The sequence below is a fragment of the Allobosea sp. CRIB-10 genome, assembly GCF_900112185.1.
In the GTDB taxonomy this organism is placed as follows: Bacteria; Pseudomonadota; Alphaproteobacteria; order Rhizobiales; family Beijerinckiaceae; genus Allobosea.
The window spans coordinates 76,772-94,565 of record NZ_FOKP01000005.1; the positions used below are offsets into that span (position 1 = coordinate 76,772).

The 17,794-nt window shown below is 68.7% G+C and carries 19 protein-coding genes and 1 pseudogene; all 20 read left to right on the top strand.

Translation table 11 applies throughout. The features are described 5' to 3' along the window. Positions 1–26 precede the first annotated feature (26 nt). The 20 genes and pseudogenes from BMZ69_RS08925 to BMZ69_RS09020 all read left to right on the top strand — a co-directional run bounded on the left by BMZ69_RS08925 (position 27) and on the right by BMZ69_RS09020 (position 17,774). The gene (locus BMZ69_RS08925) at positions 27–596 is read left to right on the top strand and encodes a head-tail connector protein (protein WP_175506727.1); all 570 of its coding nucleotides are present in this window, start codon (positions 27–29) and stop codon (positions 594–596) included. Continuing rightward, positions 596–940 carry a phage head closure protein gene (locus BMZ69_RS08930; RefSeq protein WP_092156221.1) on the top strand — a complete coding sequence of 115 codons (345 nt, stop codon included), beginning with the start codon at positions 596–598 and terminating at the stop codon, positions 938–940. Before BMZ69_RS08925 ends, BMZ69_RS08930 begins: the two co-directional genes overlap by 1 nt. Next, positions 937–1,347: a DUF3168 domain-containing protein gene (locus BMZ69_RS08935; RefSeq protein WP_092156222.1), complete on the top strand. Its 411-nt coding sequence runs from the start codon at positions 937–939 to the stop codon at positions 1,345–1,347. The genes BMZ69_RS08930 and BMZ69_RS08935 overlap by 4 nt, the downstream gene beginning before the upstream one ends. Positions 1,348–1,363: 16 nt before the next feature. Beyond that, positions 1,364–1,774: a phage major tail protein, TP901-1 family gene (locus tag BMZ69_RS08940; protein WP_092156223.1), complete on the top strand. Its 411-nt coding sequence runs from the start codon at positions 1,364–1,366 to the stop codon at positions 1,772–1,774. A gap of 11 nt (positions 1,775–1,785) precedes the next feature. Next, positions 1,786–2,139, top strand: a complete 354-nt coding sequence (locus BMZ69_RS08945; RefSeq protein ID WP_092156224.1) for a gene transfer agent family protein — start codon at positions 1,786–1,788, stop codon at positions 2,137–2,139. Then, complete coding sequence (locus BMZ69_RS08950) at positions 2,136–2,360, top strand: phage tail assembly chaperone (RefSeq protein ID WP_092156225.1); 225 nt, start codon at positions 2,136–2,138, stop codon at positions 2,358–2,360. The genes BMZ69_RS08945 and BMZ69_RS08950 overlap by 4 nt, the downstream gene beginning before the upstream one ends. Positions 2,361–2,373: 13 nt before the next feature. Continuing rightward, positions 2,374–2,976 (top strand): phage tail tape measure protein, encoded by a 603-nt coding sequence (locus tag BMZ69_RS08955; protein ID WP_175506728.1) that lies wholly within the window; start codon positions 2,374–2,376, stop codon positions 2,974–2,976. Between the two features lie 28 nt (positions 2,977–3,004). Continuing rightward, positions 3,005–3,646 (top strand): DUF2460 domain-containing protein, encoded by a 642-nt coding sequence (locus BMZ69_RS08960; RefSeq protein WP_092156226.1) that lies wholly within the window; start codon positions 3,005–3,007, stop codon positions 3,644–3,646. Positions 3,647–3,656: 10 nt separating this feature from the next. Next, positions 3,657–4,547: a DUF2163 domain-containing protein gene (locus BMZ69_RS08965; protein WP_092156227.1), complete on the top strand. Its 891-nt coding sequence runs from the start codon at positions 3,657–3,659 to the stop codon at positions 4,545–4,547. After that, on the top strand, positions 4,544–4,990 hold the full coding sequence (locus BMZ69_RS08970; RefSeq protein WP_092156228.1) for an NlpC/P60 family protein: 447 nt from the start codon (positions 4,544–4,546) through the stop codon (positions 4,988–4,990). The genes BMZ69_RS08965 and BMZ69_RS08970 overlap by 4 nt, the downstream gene beginning before the upstream one ends. Then, on the top strand, positions 4,990–8,922 hold the full coding sequence (locus BMZ69_RS08975; protein WP_092156229.1) for a baseplate multidomain protein megatron: 3,933 nt from the start codon (positions 4,990–4,992) through the stop codon (positions 8,920–8,922). The genes BMZ69_RS08970 and BMZ69_RS08975 overlap by 1 nt, the downstream gene beginning before the upstream one ends. A 57-nt stretch (positions 8,923–8,979) precedes the next feature. After that, entirely contained in the window at positions 8,980–9,300 is a 321-nt protein-coding gene (locus tag BMZ69_RS08980) for a PepSY domain-containing protein (protein ID WP_139219008.1), read from the top strand. 46 nt (positions 9,301–9,346) lie between these two features. Beyond that, positions 9,347–10,009 carry a response regulator transcription factor gene (locus BMZ69_RS08985; RefSeq protein ID WP_092156231.1) on the top strand — a complete coding sequence of 221 codons (663 nt, stop codon included), beginning with the start codon at positions 9,347–9,349 and terminating at the stop codon, positions 10,007–10,009. Between the two features lie 7 nt (positions 10,010–10,016). Then, positions 10,017–11,393 (top strand): sensor histidine kinase, encoded by a 1,377-nt coding sequence (locus BMZ69_RS08990; RefSeq protein WP_092156232.1) that lies wholly within the window; start codon positions 10,017–10,019, stop codon positions 11,391–11,393. 76 nt (positions 11,394–11,469) lie between these two features. Further along, on the top strand, positions 11,470–12,573 hold the full coding sequence (gene ccmI / locus BMZ69_RS08995; protein ID WP_092156233.1) for a c-type cytochrome biogenesis protein CcmI: 1,104 nt from the start codon (positions 11,470–11,472) through the stop codon (positions 12,571–12,573). 41 nt (positions 12,574–12,614) lie between these two features. Beyond that, positions 12,615–13,088, top strand: a complete 474-nt coding sequence (gene ccmE, locus BMZ69_RS09000) for a cytochrome c maturation protein CcmE (RefSeq protein WP_092156448.1) — start codon at positions 12,615–12,617, stop codon at positions 13,086–13,088. A gap of 10 nt (positions 13,089–13,098) precedes the next feature. Beyond that, a complete protein-coding gene (locus BMZ69_RS09005; RefSeq protein WP_092156234.1) occupies positions 13,099–15,081 on the top strand; it encodes a heme lyase CcmF/NrfE family subunit in 1,983 nt (660 codons plus the stop codon). Between the two features lie 5 nt (positions 15,082–15,086). Beyond that, entirely contained in the window at positions 15,087–15,548 is a 462-nt protein-coding gene (locus BMZ69_RS09010) for a cytochrome c-type biogenesis protein (RefSeq protein WP_092156450.1), read from the top strand. A gap of 234 nt (positions 15,549–15,782) precedes the next feature. Beyond that, positions 15,783–16,871 (top strand): annotated as a pseudogene (locus BMZ69_RS09015) (trypsin-like peptidase domain-containing protein); the annotation flags it as partial. Positions 16,872–17,090: 219 nt separating this feature from the next. Further along, a complete protein-coding gene (locus tag BMZ69_RS09020) occupies positions 17,091–17,774 on the top strand; it encodes a response regulator transcription factor (protein WP_092156236.1) in 684 nt (227 codons plus the stop codon). The last annotated feature ends 20 nt before the right edge of the window (positions 17,775–17,794 follow it).

Genomic DNA, 17,794 nt, shown 5'->3' on the forward strand with positions numbered 1-17,794 from the left:
CGTTCAAACCCGAAAGAGGAGAGATCATGACGCCGCTTGCTTTGACGCCGCCGGCGATCGAGCCGGCCTCGCTGGCGGAAGCCAAGGATTTCCTGCGGATCGTCGCCGACGATGAGGACGAGCTGCTAGGGACCTTGATCACCGCGGCCAGGCTGATGATCGAGGCCGCTTCCGGCCGCCTGCTGATCGAGCAGGGCTGGCGAATCGTGCTCGACGCTTGGCCGCAGTGCAGCGAGATCCGCCTGCCGCTCTCACCGGTGCTCAGCCTCACTGCCGCGCGCGTCCATCCTGCGAGCGGGCCGGCCGAGGTCGTCGCCTCGTCCTCGCTGGCCCTGGTCGCCGGCTCCGATCCACCGCTGATCGCGATCGCCGGCCCGGTTCCGGTGCCCGGCCGTGCGCGTGCCGGGATCGAGATCGACCTCGTCGCCGGCTTCGGGGCGACGCGCGACACGGTGCCGGCGCCGTTGCGCCAGGCGGTGCTCCGGTTGGCTTGCCGCTGGTTCGAGCATCGCGGCGACGTGGTCAGCCGCGACGCCGTCCGGCTGCCGGCTGAGATCGCCGCGCTCGTCGCTCCCTTCCGCCGGGTGAGGCTGTGATGACCAGGGAGATCAGCAAAGGCCGCCCCGTCGGCGCCCTGCGTCGCCGCCTGCTGCTGGAGGCGCCCGTCGAAATGCCGGACGGCGCCGGTGGGCGGCTCACCGTCTTCGAGACGGTTGCCGCGGTCTGGGCTCAGGTCGAATGGCTGTCGGGCGATGAGCGCTGGCGCGGCGAGCGGCCCGAGCAGGCCACGACCCACCGCATCACCCTGCGCTGGCGTACCGGCGTCGATGCCGGCCAGCGCCTGCGCGACGGCGAGCAGGTCTTCGACATCCGCGCGGCCGGCGACCCCGACGGCGGCCGCCGGCGCCTCGTCTGCCTGGTCGAGGAGGTGAGCCGATGAGCGACGCCATCCTGCCGCTGCGGCGGGCCATCCACGCACATCTCTCCGGCGATGCCGGCCTGACGGCGCTGATCGGGGCTGGCCGCATCCATGACGAGCCGCCGCGCGCCGCTAGCGGGCTCTATGCCGTCCATGGCGAGGTCACGGCCGAGGATTGGTCGACCGGCAGCGACCGTGGCTGCGAGCAGAAATTCTCCCTCGTCGTCTGGGCCGGGGAGAGCGCCTCTTCGCGCAGGGCGCTCGAGGCGGCGGCGCGCATCGTCGCCAGCCTGGAGAGCGCCGCGCTCGCGCCCGACGGGCATCGGCTGGTCAATCTGACCTGGCTGTCCTCGAAGCTCGCCCGCGATCCCAAGACCCATCTGCCGACTGTGACGCTGACCTTCCGGGCCGTCACCGAGGCGCTCTGACACGAAAGGACTGCCCATGCCTGCCCAGAAAGGCAAGGACCTCTTGCTCAAGGCCGCCGATGCCGGCGGCAGCTTCGTCACTGTGGCGGGCCTGCGCGCCCGCCAGATCGCCTTCAATGCCGAGACAGTCGACGTCACCCATGCCGAGTCGGCCGGACGTTGGCGCGAACTGCTCGCCGGGGCCGGGATGCGCCGCGCCAGCATCAGCGGCGCCGGCATCTTCAAGGACGAGGCCTCGGACGCGCTGGTGCGCCAGATCTTCTTCGACGGGGCGATCCGCGACTGGCAGGTGATCGTGCCCGATTTCGGCACAATCACCGGGCCGTTCCAGCTCTCGACGCTGGAATATCGCGGAGACCATGCCGCCGAGGTCACCTTCGAATTGTCGCTGGAATCGGCCGGCCAGCTGAGCTTCACGCTCACCTAGAGGAGAAGCGTATGGTCAATCGCTACAGGGGCGAGGTCGCCCTGATGGTCGAGGGCCGGCCGCTGCCGATGCGGCTGACGCTCGGTGCGCTCGCCGAACTGGAGGACGCGTTTTCGGTCGAGAATCTGCCGGCGCTGGGTGAGCGCTTCGCTGCCGGGAGGCTCTCGGCCCGAGATATCGCGCGGATCCTGGCGGCTGGCCTGCGTGGCGCCGGGGGGACGTTGGCTGCTGACGAGGTCGCGGCGCTACCTTTCGACGGCGGTCTCAACGGCGCCATCGGGGCCGCGATCGCTTTGCTCGATGTGACGTTCGCTCCGGCGGACGAGGGGACGCCCGCCCGCCCTCCGGTGCCGCCGGTCGCATGAGCGCTCCGGCGGCCGCTGCCTTCCCATGGCGCGAGGTGATGGCTTTTGGCCTGGGACGCCTGTGCTGGGCGCCGGATGCGTTCTGGTCCGCCACTCCCCACGAAATCCTCGCAGCGATCGAGTCTCATCGAGCGCCGCCGGCCGGCGAGGCGCCGTCACGTACGACGCTGGATGTCCTGATGCGGGCTCATCCGGACCCCGCTTCCCGTAACGACGAGTGAAAAGGTCGGGCCGATGGCTGACGAAGACGATTCCGCTTTTTCTTCCTCCTTCGATGTCGGCGGCTTGCGCTCGCTGAACACGCTGACCCAGAGCCTGTCCAAATCGGCACAGGCCTTCGGCAAGTCGATTACTACGGCCTTCGCCAGCGGTATCGTCGAGGGCAAGCGCTTCGAGGACGTGCTGCGCAGCATCGGCACGTCGCTGAGCCAGAGCCTTCTAAAATCGGCGCTGAAGCCGCTGCAGAACACGATCTCGAATTGGCTCGGTTCCGGCATCAACAGCCTGGCCGGGCTCTTCACCGGCGGCATGGGCGGCGTTGGCGGCAGCTCGCCGGTCTCGTTCTTCGCCGATGGTGGTGTCGTCGCGGCGCCCTCCTATTTCGCCATGGGGCGCGGGCTCGGGCTGATGGGCGAGCGCGGGGCGGAGGCGATCATGCCGCTGTCGCGGGGCCCCGACGGCAAGCTCGGCGTGCGCGCCGCGGGCGGTGGCGATCGGCGCCCGGTCAGCGTCACCGTCCAGATCTCGACGCCCGATGCCGACAGCTTCCGCCGGTCCGAGGCGCAGGTCTCGGCCGCCATCGCGCGCGCCGTCGCGCGTGGCAACCGGGCGCTTTGATGCTCAGCAACATGGCAGGAGAGGCGGCATGAGCGGCTTCCACGAGGTGCGTTTCCCGGCGGGGATAGCGCGCGGCGCGCGCGGCGGGCCGGAACGGCTGACCCAGGTGGTCACGCTGGCCTCGGGCCGCGAGGTCCGCAATAGCCGCTGGGCGCATTCGCGGCGACGCTACGATGCCGGCTTCGGCATCCGCACGCTCGACGCGCTCGCCGAGGTCGTTGCCTTCTTCGAGGAGAGGCGTGGCAGGCTCTACGGCTTCCGCTGGCGCGACCGGCTCGACTGGAAGAGTTGTGCCCCGTCCGCGACGCCCGCAGCCAGCGACCAGCAGATCGGTGTCGGCGATGGGGCGGCGCGGGCCTTCCAGCTCTGCAAGCTCTATGGTGGCCTGCACGCACCTTATCTCCGTCGCATCGGCAAGCCCGTGCCCGGTACGGTACTGATCGCGGTCGATGGCGTGGTGCAACCACAGCCAACCGCCGTGTCCTGCGACCACGCCACCGGCCAGGTCACCTTCGCAGTAGGCCATGCTCCTCCTGCCGGCGCCCTGGTCAGCGCCGGCTTCGCCTTCGACGTGCCCGTGCGCTTCGACACCGATGTGATCGAGGTCGATCTGTCGGCTTTCGAGGCGGGCGACATCCCCAAGATCCCGATTATCGAGATCGCCGATTAGAGGCTTTGCCATGCGGACACTCTCTCCTGGGCTCGCCGCGCATGTCGCCGGCGAGGCGACCACGCTTTGCCGTTGCTGGAGTCTCACTCGTCGCGACGGTGCCGTACTCGGCTTCACCGATCATGACCGCGATCTTTCGTTCAACGACATCGTGTTCCGCGCGAATGCCGGCCTCGATGCCGCCGAAGCCAGCTCCGAGCTCGGCTTCGCAACCGGCGGCGGCGAAGTGCTCGGAGCCTTGGCGACGAGCGGATTGAGCGAGGCGGATCTGTCGCGCGGCCTGATCGACGATGCCCGCGTCTCGCTCTGGCTGGTCAACTGGGCCGACCCCGGCCAGCGCACCTTGCTCGAAACCGGCTTCGTCGGCGAAGTGAAACGCAGCGACAGCAACTTCACCGCTGAGGTGCGAGGGCTCGGCAAGGCTTTCGACGAAGAGCGCGGCCGGCTCTACACGGCGAATTGCTCCGCCGATCTGGGCGATACCCGTTGCGGCGTCACTCCGGGCTCATCGCCGGCCACTGTCGTGGCCACCGATGGACGGCTGTCGATCACGGCGCCGGCACTGTCCGATTATGGCGACGGCTACCTCAGTGGTGGCCGGCTTGTCTTCACCGCGGGCGACAACACCGGCTTCGCCACCGAGATCCGCAGCCATCGCGCGGATGGCGGAACTGTCGTGCTGCAACTCTGGCAGGCCGCGCCGCAACCGATCGCGGTCGGCGATGCCTTCACGGCCCAGGTCGGCTGCGACAAGCGTTTCGCCACCTGCAGTGCCAAATTCGGCAATGGCGTCAACTTCCGCGGCTTCCCGCATTTGCCCGGCAACGACTTCATCATCGGGGGAACCGGGAGCGGCAGCCTCGGCGCTGGGCCGTTCGATGGCGGGAGCCTCTTCCGATGACCGACGCCGATGTCCGGCGGGCTCGCATCGTCGCAGCCGCACGCTCATGGCTCGGCACGCCCTATCATCATCAGGCGTCGCTGCGCGGGGTAGGTTGCGACTGTCTCGGCCTGGTGCGTGGCATCTGGCGCGATCTCTATGGAGGCGAGCCGGAACCGACCCCGCCCTATTCCCTCGATTGGGCGCAGCAGGGTGCAGGCGAGACCTTGGCGCTCGCCGCCGAACGCCATCTGCGGCCGACAAATGCAAACGCCGCGCTGCCGGGCGATGTCCTGCTCTTCCGCTGGCGCGTGCATCTGCCTGCGGCGCATTGCGCCATCCTGACGGAGCCGGACCGCATTCTGCACGCCCATGACGGTGCTGCGGTCGGCGAGGTCGCCTTCACCGGCTGGTGGCGTCGCCATCTCAGCCATGCCTTCGCTTTTCCGGAGCTCGACGCCTGATGGCCACGCTCGTTCTGCAGGTCGCCGGCTCGGTCCTCGGCGCCGTCGTCGGTGGGCCGTTCGGGGCCATCGTCGGTCGCTCGCTCGGTGCACTCGCCGGCGCCCGGCTCGACCAGGGCCTGTTCGGCGGCGGAGGCGGCACGCGCGTCGTCGAGGGGCCGCGCCTGAAGGAGATCGACGGCATCGTCTCGACAGAGGGGGCGCCGGTCCCGCGCGTTTACGGCCGGGCCAGGCTCGGTGGCCAGCTGATCTGGGCGACGCGCTTCGACGAGGACGTGACGACCACCGTCACTCGCACCAAGGCCGGCGGCAAGGGCGGGCAGAAGGCGCAGAAGACCTACGAGACCACCTACAGCTATTATGCGAATCTTGCGGTCGCGATCTGCGAGGGGCCGATCGCGTTCGTGCGCCGCATCTGGGCCGACGGTCGCGAGATCGACTTCAATGCCGTGACCCTTCGCGTTCATCGTGGCTTCGAGGACCAGGAGCCCGATCCGCTGATCGCCGCCAAGGAAGCCGGGGCGGCGCCGGCCTATCGCGGGACGGCCTATGTCGTGTTCGAGCGCTTTCCGCTTGCGGCTTACGGCAATCGTGTGCCGCAATTCTCTTTCGAGGTGGTGCGCGCCGTCCCCGGCCTCGGCGAGATGATCCGCGCCGTGACGCTGATCCCGGGCGCGAGCGAGTTCATCTACCATCCAACCCTGGTCAACCAGGAGCCGGAAGCCGGCGTCACCATTGCCGAGAATCGGCATCAGCTCCACAGCGGCAGCGACATCGATGGCGCCATCGGTCACCTTCTGGCGCTCTGCCCGAACCTGCGCCGCATCTCGCTTGTCGTCAGCTGGTTCGGTGATGATCTGCGCGCCGGACATTGCACCATCGCGCCGCGCGTCGAGATCGCCGCGAAGAACACGCCGGGGGTGCTGTGGTCTGTCGCCGGTCTCGATCGCGCCAGCACGCGTCTCGTCAGCCAGTCTAGCGGCAGGCCGGCTTATGGGGGCACGCCATCGGACGACAGTGTGATCGCTTTGATCCGCCGTCTGCGCCACGTCTACGGGATCGAGGTGGTTCTCTATCCTTTCGTGATGATGGACGTGCCGGCCGCAAATGCATTGACGGACCCTCATACCGGCAACCCTTCCCAGCCACCCTATCCCTGGCGCGGCCGCATCACCTGCTCGCCCGCACCGGGCCGATCCGGATCGCCAGACGGCACGTCGACGGCGGCCGAGCAGATCGAGAACTTCCTCGGCGTCGCGACCGCGGCGCATTTCTCGCTCGATGGCGACAGGGTCGTCTGCGGCGTGCCTGGCGAGTGGAGCTTCCGACGTGCCGTGCTTCACGCGGCGATGCTCGCCAAGGCCGCCGGCGGCGTCGAAGGGTTCATCATCGGGTCCGAGCTGGTCGGCCTGACGCGCGTTCGTGGGGCTACGGGCTCCTATCCGATGGTCGACGGGCTGGTCGCGCTCGCGGCCGAGGTCCGCGCCATCCTGCCGGCTCCGACAAAGCTGGTCTACGCTGCCGACTGGACCGAATATGGCGCCCATGTGTGGGACGGCGGGCAGGAGGTCCGCTTTCCGCTCGATCCGCTCTGGTCGAGCCCGGATATCGACGCGATCGGAATCGACTATTATGCGCCGCTCTCCGACTGGCGGGACACGCCCGGCCATGCCGATCTCGCCATCGCGCGCAGCCCTGCCGATGTCGACTATCTGCGCGGCGGCCTGACCTCCGGCGAGGGCTACGAATGGTATTACGCCGATCTCTCCGGCCGTCAGGCCCAGGCGCGGCTGCCGATCAGCGATGGCGCTTTCGGCAAGCCCTGGGTCTTCCGGCAGAAGGATCTGCCGAACTGGTGGCTGAACCGGCATGTTGAACGGTCGGGCGGGCATGAGATCGGCACGACCGCTTGGGTGCCAGGTTCGAAGCCGATCTGGCTGACCGAGATCGGCTTGCCTGCCGTGGACAAGGGCGGCAATTCCCCGAACGTCTTTCCCGATCCGAAGTCGTTCGACGGTGGCTACCCGCATTTTTCGACGAGAGCGCGCGACGACCTCGTCCAGGCCCGAGGACTAGAAGCGATCCTGTCGGGCTTCGATCCCGTGCTCCCGGGCTTCGCGCCACAGCGCAATCCGATCTCGCCTTGGCTCGGTTTCCGCATGGTCGATCCGGCCAATATCTTCGTCTGGACTTGGGACGCCAGGCCGTTTCCGGCCTTTCCCGATCTGATCTCGGTCTGGGCGGACGGGACGAACTACCAGACCGGCCATTGGATCAATGGCCGCCTCGAAGGCGTCACCCTGGACAGGCTGGTGCGGGCGATCCTCGCGGACTATGGCCTTCCGGAAGCGCACGAGATCGCCATCGATGGTTTCGTCGACGGTTATGTCCTCGACAGGCCGATCTCGGCGCGGCAGGCGCTGGAGCCACTGTCTCAAATATTCGGCTTCGATGCCGTCATGTCTTCCGGCCGGCTCGTGTTCCGGGGGCGCGCTGCCAACGTGGCGCGCGCCCTTTCGGCCGACGATCTGGTCCTCGATCGCAACGGTCAGCCTTACGAGTTGCGCCGGGCCGAGGAAAGCGAGCTGCCCCATGAGTTGCGGTTGATCCACATCGACGGGAACGACGATTATCGGCAGGCTGCCGCCCGTTCGCGGCGCCTCGCGGGGGCAGCGCGGCGTGAGAGCGCCGTCGAGCTGCCCGTGGTCACGCGTCGGGCCGAGGGCCAACGCCTTGCCGAACAGCGGCTGCAGGAGATATGGGCAGGTCGCGAGACGCTCGAGCTGGAGCTGTCGCCGCGCTGCATCGACCTCGAAGCAGGCGATGTCGTTTCCTTGCAGGTCTCTGGCCAGGCGCGCCTGTTCCGGCTGACGCGGATCAGCGACGGCCCGACGCGGCGTGCCGATGCGCGCTCGGTCGAGCCGGCCATCTACCGCGGCGCTGCGGCAGAAGGGGCGGAGGGCGAGCGTCCTCCGAAGGCGACTCCGCGGATCGCGGGACGGCCGGACGCGTTGATCCTCGACCTTCCGATCGCACGGGAACCGCAGCCGCCGCTGCAGTCGCTTGCTGCCTTCGCCGATCCCTGGCCCGGAGGGCTTGCGATCTGGCGCGCCGCCGAGGGCGCATCGTTCGCATTGGCGGGCATCGTCGCGGCACCCTCGATCATGGGCGAAACCTTGACCACGCTCATGCCTGGGCCGCTTTGGCGGACAGATCGGCACGCTTCGGTCGATGTGCGACTGAGGGGCGGCAATCTCGCCTCGGTCGCGCCAGAGACTGCCCTCGCAGGAGCCAATGCGCTTGCCTTCATGGATCCGGCCGGAGAGGTCGAGATCGCGACGGCGGCTCGGGTCGAGCTGATCGGCGCGCAGACATTCCGGCTGTCGCAGATAGTGCGTGGGCTCGGCGGCTCGGAGGCGGCGGCGGCGCGAGTGCTGGCTCCAGGTGCGCGCGTGGTCGTGCTCGACGGCGCGGCCGTCCCGCTGTCGGCGGGGCTTGATGAGATCGGCCGCCCCCTTCGCTATCGGATCGGCCCACCGGATGCGGATGTCGCCTCCGCATCGATGCGCGAACTCTCGACAACGGTCGGGACGGCGCCACTGCGCCCCCTCGCACCCGTACGCGTCCGGGCCCGCCGCCTTCCGGCCGGCATTCTCCTGAATTGGATCCGGCGTAGCCGCATCGACGGCGATTCCTGGGACGCGGTCGAGATCCCGCTCGGCGAGGAGATCGAGCGCTACCGCGTGATACTGCGCGCCGGCGGAGTGATCATTCGAAACGTCGAGGTCGACGCTCCAGCCATGCTCTACGAGGCGGCGCAGGAGATGGCCGATTTTGGGCAGCCTCAGGGCGCGCTCGACGTCGAGCTGGCACAGCTCAGCGTCGTCGCGGGGGCCGGCCTTTCGCGGCGTGGACTTATCACGGTCCGCTAAGCTAGCCTCACGCTGATGTTCATGGCGCATTCACGCGTACCGGGATAGCCCATGGCGATGATGCTGCTCGACCCCAACGTCGCGATTTTCGCGCTCGTGACCGCCACGGCTTCGCCGGTGGAGCCGGTCGATTCGCCGCAGCCGATCTCCTGCCTGTCGGCACAGGAAACGCGCGAGGCGGTGTCGGACGGCAAGGTCATGCAGCCGGCCGCCGCGTCCAAGCATGCGCGCGAGGCGGCTCCGGGGGAGGTCTTGCGGATCAGGCTCTGCCGCCAGGGCGACGAATTCGTCTATGTCGTGACGACGATGAAGCGTGACGGCCGGGTCGCCCGGGTCACGCTCGACGGCGCCTCGGGCAAGGTGGCGGATATCCGCTAGTTCCGCTATTTCCCGTTCCTGATCCGCCAATCGGAGAAAAGCCGCCGTGCGACTGCTCGTCGTCGAGGACGACAAGGACCTCAACCGCCAGATCGTCAATGCGCTGGAGAACGCCGGCTATGCCGTCGATAAGGCGTTCGATGGCGAGGAGGGGCTCTATCTCGGTGAGACCGAGCCTTATGACGCGGTTATCCTCGATCTCGGCCTGCCCAAGGTCGACGGCGTCGCGGTGCTGCAGGGTTGGCGCCGCGCCGGCAAGACCATGCCCGTGCTGATTTTGACGGCCCGCGACCGCTGGAGCGACAAGGTCTCGGGCTTCGACGCCGGCGCCGACGACTATGTCGTGAAGCCGTTCCATATCGAGGAGTTGCTCGCACGCGTCCGCGCCTTGCTGCGCCGCGCGGCGGGACATGCGACGGCCGAGCTGATCTGCGGCCCGGTCCGGCTCGATACGCGCGCCAGCCGCGTCGTTGTCGATGGCAACCCGGTCAAGCTCACCTCGCACGAATACCGGCTGCTCGCCTATCTGATGCATCATCAGGGGCGCGTCGTCTCGCGCACCGAATTAGTCGAGCATCTCTACGACCAGGATTTCGATCGTGATTCCAACACGATCGAGGTCTTCGTCGGCCGCTTGCGCAAGAAGCTCGGCGTCGACGTCATCGAGACCGTGCGCGGTCTCGGCTATATCGCCGCCGCGAAACCCTGAGGCCGTCATGCCGGTCACGCGGCAGCGCTTCTCGCTCGGCGCCCGGCTCTTCATCTCGGCCGCGATCTGCTGTGCGCTGGTGCTGATCCTTGCCGGCTTCGGCCTCACCACCTTCTATCGGCGCGCGGCCGAGCGCGGCTTCGACGAACGCCTCAGCGTCTACATCAAGGAACTCGTCGCTGACCTCGCGGCGCCACCCGAGGCCGAGCGCCAGGCGATCGGCGACCTTGGCGAGCCGCGCTTCGACCTGCCACTGTCCGGCTGGTACTGGCAGATCATCCGGCTCGACGGCGAGCGCCCAACGGTGCGCACCTCGCGCTCCCTCGTGGGGGGGCAATTGCCCAAGCTACTCGACCAGAACCTGCAGCCGAATGCGCGCGGCCTGCGCGAGAGCTATGTCTCGGGACCGGACGAGCGGTCTCTACGCGTGCTGGAGCGTGAGATCGATGTCGGCGAAGACGGTCGCTTCACCGTCGGCGTCGCGGCGCCAGCCGACGAGATCGAGGGCGATATCCGCGATTTCCGCTTCGCCCTGACGCTGACCTTTCTCTTTCTCGGGCTCGCCCTCGTAGCCTCGACCATCGCTCAGGTCCGCTTCGGCCTGCGCCCGCTGGCTCGTTTGCGCGCTGCAGTCGGTACGGTGCGCACGGGCGAAAGCACGCGCATCGCCGGGCACTATCCCCCAGATCTTGCCCCGCTGGCGGGCGAACTCAACCAGCTCATCGACGCCAATCGCGAGATCCTGGATCGGGCGCGCACCCAGGTCGGCAATCTCGCCCACGCTCTCAAGACGCCACTCAGCGTGATGCAGAACGAGGCCGATGCGAGCCAGGGCGTCCTCTCGCAGACAGTTCGGCACCAGACGGCGATCATGCGCGATCAGGTGCAGTACTACCTTGATCGGGCGCGAGCAGCGGCCTTGTCCGGCGCGCTGGGCGGCATCTGCGAGATCGTGCCCTCGCTCGACGCGCTAATCCGCACCTTCGAGAAGATCGCACAAGGCAGGGCGATCGAGGGCAGGCACGCGGTGCCGGCCGGCGTCCGCTTTCGCGGCGAGAAGCAGGATTTCGAGGAGATGCTCGGCAACCTGCTGGACAACGCCTTCAAATGGGCGCGGACCGAGGTGCAGGTCAGCTTGGCGCCGGAAGCGCAAACACCGGAGGGACGCCTCGTCCTGCTCATCGACGATGACGGCCCGGGCCTCCCCGACGACGCCATGGCCGAGGTCCTCAAGCGCGGCCGCCGGCTCGACGAGACGACGCCGGGTTCGGGGCTCGGCCTGTCGATCGTCGTCGACCTCGCCAAGCTTTATGGTGGTGGCCTGTCGCTTGAGCGATCGCCGCTGGGCGGCCTTCGGGCACGGCTCGTCCTGCCGGCGGTCTGACGTCGCATTGCCCGCGTGACCCTTTGTCGCCATCTTCGGACATGAACCGGCACCTTCGAACGGCTATGAACGGCGGATGCTGATCTGGATCATCTTCGCGGCCATGACCGGGGCCGCGGTCATGGCGGTGCTCTGGCCGCTCGGCCGCCGGGCACCGGCGTTGTCCGTCGATACGGCCGGGGCGACCGCGCTCTATCGCGCCCAGCTCGCCGAGATCGATCGCGATCTCGGCCGCAAGCTGATCGGCCCCGCCGAGGCCGAGGCAGCCAAGGCCGAGGCTGCGCGCAGGCTGCTGCGCGAGACGGCGTCGGAAGCAGTCCCTGCCGGCGAAAGCGAGCCGGCGCTGCGCCGGCGCCGCGCTGCCTCCGCGATCGCGCTCTCCTGCGTGCCGCTGCTGGCCTTGTTGATCTACGGCGCCTATGGCTCGCCGAGCGTCCCGGATCAGCCGCTCGCGGCGCGGATGAAGGGCAATCCGGCGCAGGATTTCGAGCTGGCGCTGGCGCGGATCGAGGCTCATCTCGCCGCCAATCCGACCGATGGTAAAGGCTGGAACGTGCTCGCCCCGGTCTACCTCCGACAGGGCCGTTTCGACGATGCCGCAAAGGCCTTCGCCAATGCGGTCCGATACGACGGTGCAACGACCGAGCGGCTTGGCGGCCAGGCCGAGGCGCAGATCCTCGCAGCGTCCGGTGTCGTCACGGCCGCGGCGCGTGAAAGCCTCGCCGAGGCCCTGAAGCTCGACCCGGCCAATCCGCGCGCCCGCTTCTTCATGGCGATCGCGCAGGAGCAGGACGGGCAAGTGCCGGCCGCGATAGCGTCGCTCAAGGCCCTGCTCGCCGATGCGCCGGCTGAGGCGCCGTGGACCGCCACGGTCCGGGCGCGTCTCGAAGGGCTGGAGCGTTCCTCCCCACCGTCCGACGCGATAGCCAGCCTGCCTGAGGCTGAGCGTATGACCGCGATCCGCGGCATGGTCGACGGCCTCGCCGCGCGGCTCGCAGAGGGCGGCGGCAGCCTCGCCGACTGGTCGCGCCTGATCCGCTCGCAGGCGGTCCTGGGCGAGCGGGAGGCCGCGCAAAAATCGCTCTCCACGGCTCGCCAGCGCCTGGCCTCCGATCAGGCTGCCGCGTCCGCCCTCGAGGGCCTGCGCAGCGAACTCGGCCTGCAGGAGGCCGCACCATGACTGTCCAAGCCGGTATCCCCGCCTCGCCGCCGCGCAAGCGCCTGACCCGCAAGCAGCGCCGCCTCGTCGTCATCGCCTCGGCCGGCGTCGTCCTTGGCCTCGCTGCCGGCCTCGTCGCCTATGCGCTGCGCGATTCGATCGTCTTCTTCTACGGCCCGACCGAGATCGTCGAGAAAGGCCTCATCCCCGGCACGCGTCTGCGCCTCGGCGGCCTGGTCGAGGCGGGCTCGGTCGAGCGCGGCGCCAACCAGCGCGTCAGCTTCGCCGTCACCGACGGCAAGACCAGGACCATGGTCAGCTATACCGGCCTGCTGCCCGACCTCTTCCGCGAAGGGCAGGGCGTCGTCACCGAGGGTGTGCTCGAGGGCCCGGGGCGCTTCCGCGCCGATTCCGTCCTCGCCAAGCATGACGAGACCTATATGCCGCGCGAGGTCGCCGATGCGCTGAAGAAGCAGGGCCATTGGCAGCCCGGCGAAACCAAGCCCGGCGCGCCTGCTGCGCCGGCCACGAAATAGGGCCGCGCCTGTGTTCGTCGAGATCGGTCATTTCGCATTGGCGCTGGCGCTCGGTGTCGCGGTCGTCCAGACGATCGTGCCACTCTGGGGCGTGAGCCGGAACGATCCGGCTCTGGCCTCGGTCGGCCCGGCGGCGGCGATCGCCTGCTTCCTGCTGGTCGCGCTCTCCTTCGGCTGCCTGATGGCGTCCTATGTGGTCTCCGACTTCTCGGTCGAGAATGTCGCTGCCAATTCGCATTCGACGCAGCCGCTGATCTACAAGCTGACCTCTGTCTGGGGGAACCATGAGGGCTCGATGCTGCTCTGGGTCCTCATCCTCGTGCTGTTCGGGGCGTTGGTCGCGCTGTCGCGGCGCTCGCTGCCGACCAGGCTGCGGGCCGGCACGCTGGCCGCGCAAGGCAGCGTCAGCGTCGCTTTCCTCGCCTTCACGCTGCTGACCTCGAACCCGTTCCGCCGCCTTGTCCCGGCGCCGGGGGAGGGGCAGGACCTCAACCCGATCCTGCAGGATCTCGGTCTCGCGATCCATCCGCCGCTGCTCTATGTCGGCTATGTCGGCTTCTCGATCACCTATGCCTTCGCCGTCGCGGCGCTGATCGAAGGCAAGATCGACGCAGTCTGGGCGCGGGCTGTGCGGCCCTGGACCCTGCTGGCCTGGACCTTCCTGACGCTTGGCATCGCCATGGGCTCCTACTGGGCCTATTACGAGCTCGGCTGGGGCGGCTGGTGGTTCTGGGACCCGGTCGAGAACGCCTCGCTGATGCCCTGGCTCGCCGGTACCGCCCTGATCCATTCGACCGTGGTGATGGAGAAGCGCGACGCGCTCAAGGTCTGGACGATCCTGCTGGCGATCCTGACCTTCTCGCTCTCACTGCTCGGCACGTTCATCGTCCGCTCGGGCGTGCTGACCTCGGTGCACTCCTTCGCCAGCGACCCTCAGCGCGGCCTGTTCATCCTCGGCATCCTGATCGCCTTCATAGGCGGCTCGCTGGCGCTGTTCGCCTGGCGCGCGCCGCTCCTGAAGCAAGGCGGCCTGTTCGCGCCGGTCTCGCGGGAGAGCGCGCTCGTCGTCAACAACCTCTTCCTGGCGACGGCCTGTGCCACCGTCTTCATTGGTACGCTCTACCCGCTGGTGCTGGAGATGGTTACCGGCGACAAGATCTCGGTCGGCCCGCCCTTCTTCAACGCCACCTTCGTGCCGTTGCTGGTGCCGCTCCTGCTGCTGCTGCCGATCGGCCAGACCTTGGCATGGAAGCGCGGCGACCTGCTCGGAGCGGCCCAGCGTTGCCAGGTCGCCTTCGGGCTCGGCGTGATCACGACGCTGGCGATCTTCGCTTTCGTGCGTGGCGGCCCGGTGCTGGCGCCGCTCGGCATCGGCCTTGGCGTCTTCCTGGTCGTCGGCGCGTTCTGGGAGGTCGGCGAGCGCGTCGTCGGCCGCGCCAGCGGCGCCGCAGCCATGCTGTCGCGGGCGAAGGGCCTGCCGCGCTCGGCCTGGGGCACCGCGCTCGGACATGCCGGCGTCGGCATCAGCGTGATCGGTATCGCCGCCGTCGCCTGGGGTACCGAGTCGATCGGGATGCTCAAGGTCGGCGAGAGCCTGACCAGCGGTCGCTACACCGTGACGCTGGAAGCGGTGACGCCGCGCACCGGCCCGAATTATCGCGAGGACGCCGCCCGCTTCCGCATCGTCGCCGACGGCCGCGAGCTGCAGCCGGTCGAGGCGATGAAGCGCATCTATACGGCCCGTGCCATGCCGACGACCGAGGCCGGCATCCGCACCGTCGGGCTAGGGCAGGCCTACATCAGCCTGGGCGAGCCCGACGACAGCGGCGCGATCGCGGTCAAGCTGCACGACAAGCCGCTGATCCTGCTGATCTGGATCGGCGCGCTGGTGATGGCGGCGGGTGGCGCGCTCTCGCTGACCGACAGGCGCTACCGGCTGGCCGCCCCGCGGCGGACGTCGGCGCCGGCCGCGCTTCCGCAGGCGGCCGAGTGAGCGTGATGCGCGCCCTTCCGCTCCTTCTCGTCGCATCGCTGGCGGTCTCGGCGCCGGTCCTTGCCGTGCAGCCCAACGAGGTGTTGAAGGATCAGGCGCTGGAGCAGCGCGCCCGGCAAATCTCTTCGGGTCTGCGCTGCCTGGTCTGCCAGAACCAGTCGATCGATGATTCCGACGCACCACTCGCCAGGGATCTGCGCATCCTGGTGCGCGAACGGCTCGTCGCCGGCGACAATGACAAGGCCGTGATCGATTTCGTCGTCGCGCGCTATGGCGACTTCGTCCTGCTGCGCCCGCCGATGAACGCGCGCACGATCGCGCTCTGGGCTGCTCCCTTTCTGATCGTGCTGTTCGGTGCGGTCTTCCTCTGGCGTCGTCGCAATCGCGCTGCGGCGCCGGCCGATGCCACGCTGACGGCCGAGGAACAGCGCCGGCTCGACGACCTCCTGCGCGACGAGCGCGGCTGACGGCGCGCCAACCTTACGAAACTGTCATCGTCGGGCGAAATCCAGGTAAGGCGCCGCCCGCCATGGTCCACCTCACGAAGCAGGGAAGGCCCTGCCTCCCGCATCGAGGTGAGAACCATGACCACCCAAGAGAACAACACCCCCGAGACCACGACCCGCTCGCCGGCCACCGCCCGCTCGATCCTGAAGCGCGGCGCGATCGTCGCCGGCGCCGCGACGCTGAGCATCGGCCTGATGGCCGGCCTCGCCGACAATTTCCTGAACAGCCACGGCGCCGCCAATGCGCAGGCGGTTCAGCTCTCCGGCCTGCAGCAGACGCAGCTTCCGTCCTTCGCCGATGTCGTCGACCGGGTTAAGCCCGCCGTCGTCTCCGTCCGCGTCAAGGCCAAGGTCGTCGCCAGCGCCAATGACGAGGGCGGCCCGGCCGGCATCGAGGGCCTGCCTCCCGGCCATCCGCTCGAGCGTTTCCTTCGCCGCTTCGGCGAGGAGGGCATGGGCCCGCGCGGGCCGCAGCAGCAGCCGCGCCTCCAGCTCTCGCAGGGCTCGGGCTTCTTCATCAGCCAGGACGGCTATGTCGTCACCAACAACCACGTCGTCGCCAATGCGGCCGAGGTCCAGCTCGTCACCGACAGCGGCAAGACGCTCTCGGCCAAGGTGATCGGCACCGATCCGCGCACCGACCTCGCTTTGCTCAAGGTCAACGAGTCCGGCAACTACCCCTTCGTCCAGCTCGCCTCGGGCAAGCCCCGTATCGGCGAATGGGTGCTGGCGGTCGGCAACCCGTTCGGCCTCGGCGGCACCGTGACGGCGGGCATCGTCTCGGCGCAGGGCCGCGATATCGGCTCCGGCCCCTATGACGACTTCCTGCAGATCGACGCGGCGGTGAACCGCGGCAACTCCGGCGGTCCGACCTTCAACCAGAAGGGCGAGGTCGTCGGCGTCAACACCGCGATCTACTCGCCGTCCGGCGGCAATGTCGGTATCGCCTTCGCGATCCCGGCGGCCACCGTCCAGAGCGTCGTCGAGCAGCTCAAGGAGCACGGCTCGGTCGCGCGCGGCTTCATCGGCGTGCAGATCCAGCCGGTCACGGCCGAGGTCGCCGACGCCATCGGCCTGAAGGACGCGAAGGGCGCGCTGATCGCCGAGGCGCAGGCCAATGGTCCCGCCGCCAAGGCCGGCCTGAAGCGCGGCGACACCATCCTCGCCGTCAACGGCGAGAAGATCGCCGACGCCCGCGAGCTGTCGAAGAAGATCGCGACCTTCGCGCCGGGCACCAAGACCAGCCTGACCATCTGGCGCGACGGCAAGGAGCGAGAGGTGACCTTCGAGGTCGGCCGCCAGCCGGCGGCCTGACCCGGGTCCATCCAGGTTGGGACACGCTCTCGCGCGTAGCGTCAGTTGATCTGCGAGAGCGTGTTCCGGGCGGATGGTGTTTCCCGGCTGTCACGTCGCCCCCTGCCGGGAATGCCAGCCGTCACGGCGGCAGGTCGGATCGTCACCTCCGGCCTGCCGCTTTTCGTTTTGATGAGGTAGCGTGACGCCATGCGACTCCTGATCGTTGAAGACGACGCCGAAGCGGCGGCCTATCTGGTGAAAGCCTTTCGCGAGGCCGGCCATGTCGCCGACCACGCCCCCGATGGCCTGGAGGGCTACGCCATGGCTCAGGGAGGCGGCTACGACGTGCTCGTCGTCGACCGCATGCTGCCGCGCATGGACGGGCTCTCGGTGATCCGCTCCCTGCGCGAGCAGGGCGAGACGGTGCCGGCGCTGATCCTCTCGGCGCTCGCCCAGGTCGACGACCGGGTGAAGGGCCTGCGGGCCGGTGGCGACGACTACCTGCCCAAGCCCTATGCCTTCTCCGAGCTCCTCGCCCGCGTCGAGGTGCTCTCGCGCCGCCGCGCCGCGCCGGCCTCCGAGCCGACGACCTATCGCGTCGGCGATCTCCTGCTCGACCGCTTGGCGCACCGCGTCACCCGCGCCGGCGAGGAGATCGTGCTGCAGCCGCGCGAGTTCCGCCTGCTCGAATATCTGATGAAGCATGCCGGGCAGGTCGTGACCCGCACCATGCTGCTGGAAAACGTCTGGGACTATCACTTCGATCCGCAGACCAACGTCATCGATGTCCATGTTTCGCGTCTGCGCTCCAAGGTCGACAAGGGCTTCGAGCACCCGATGATCCACACCATCCGCGGCGCGGGATACATGGTCCGTGACACAGCTCGCTGATGGCCGGGCGGGGGAGGCAA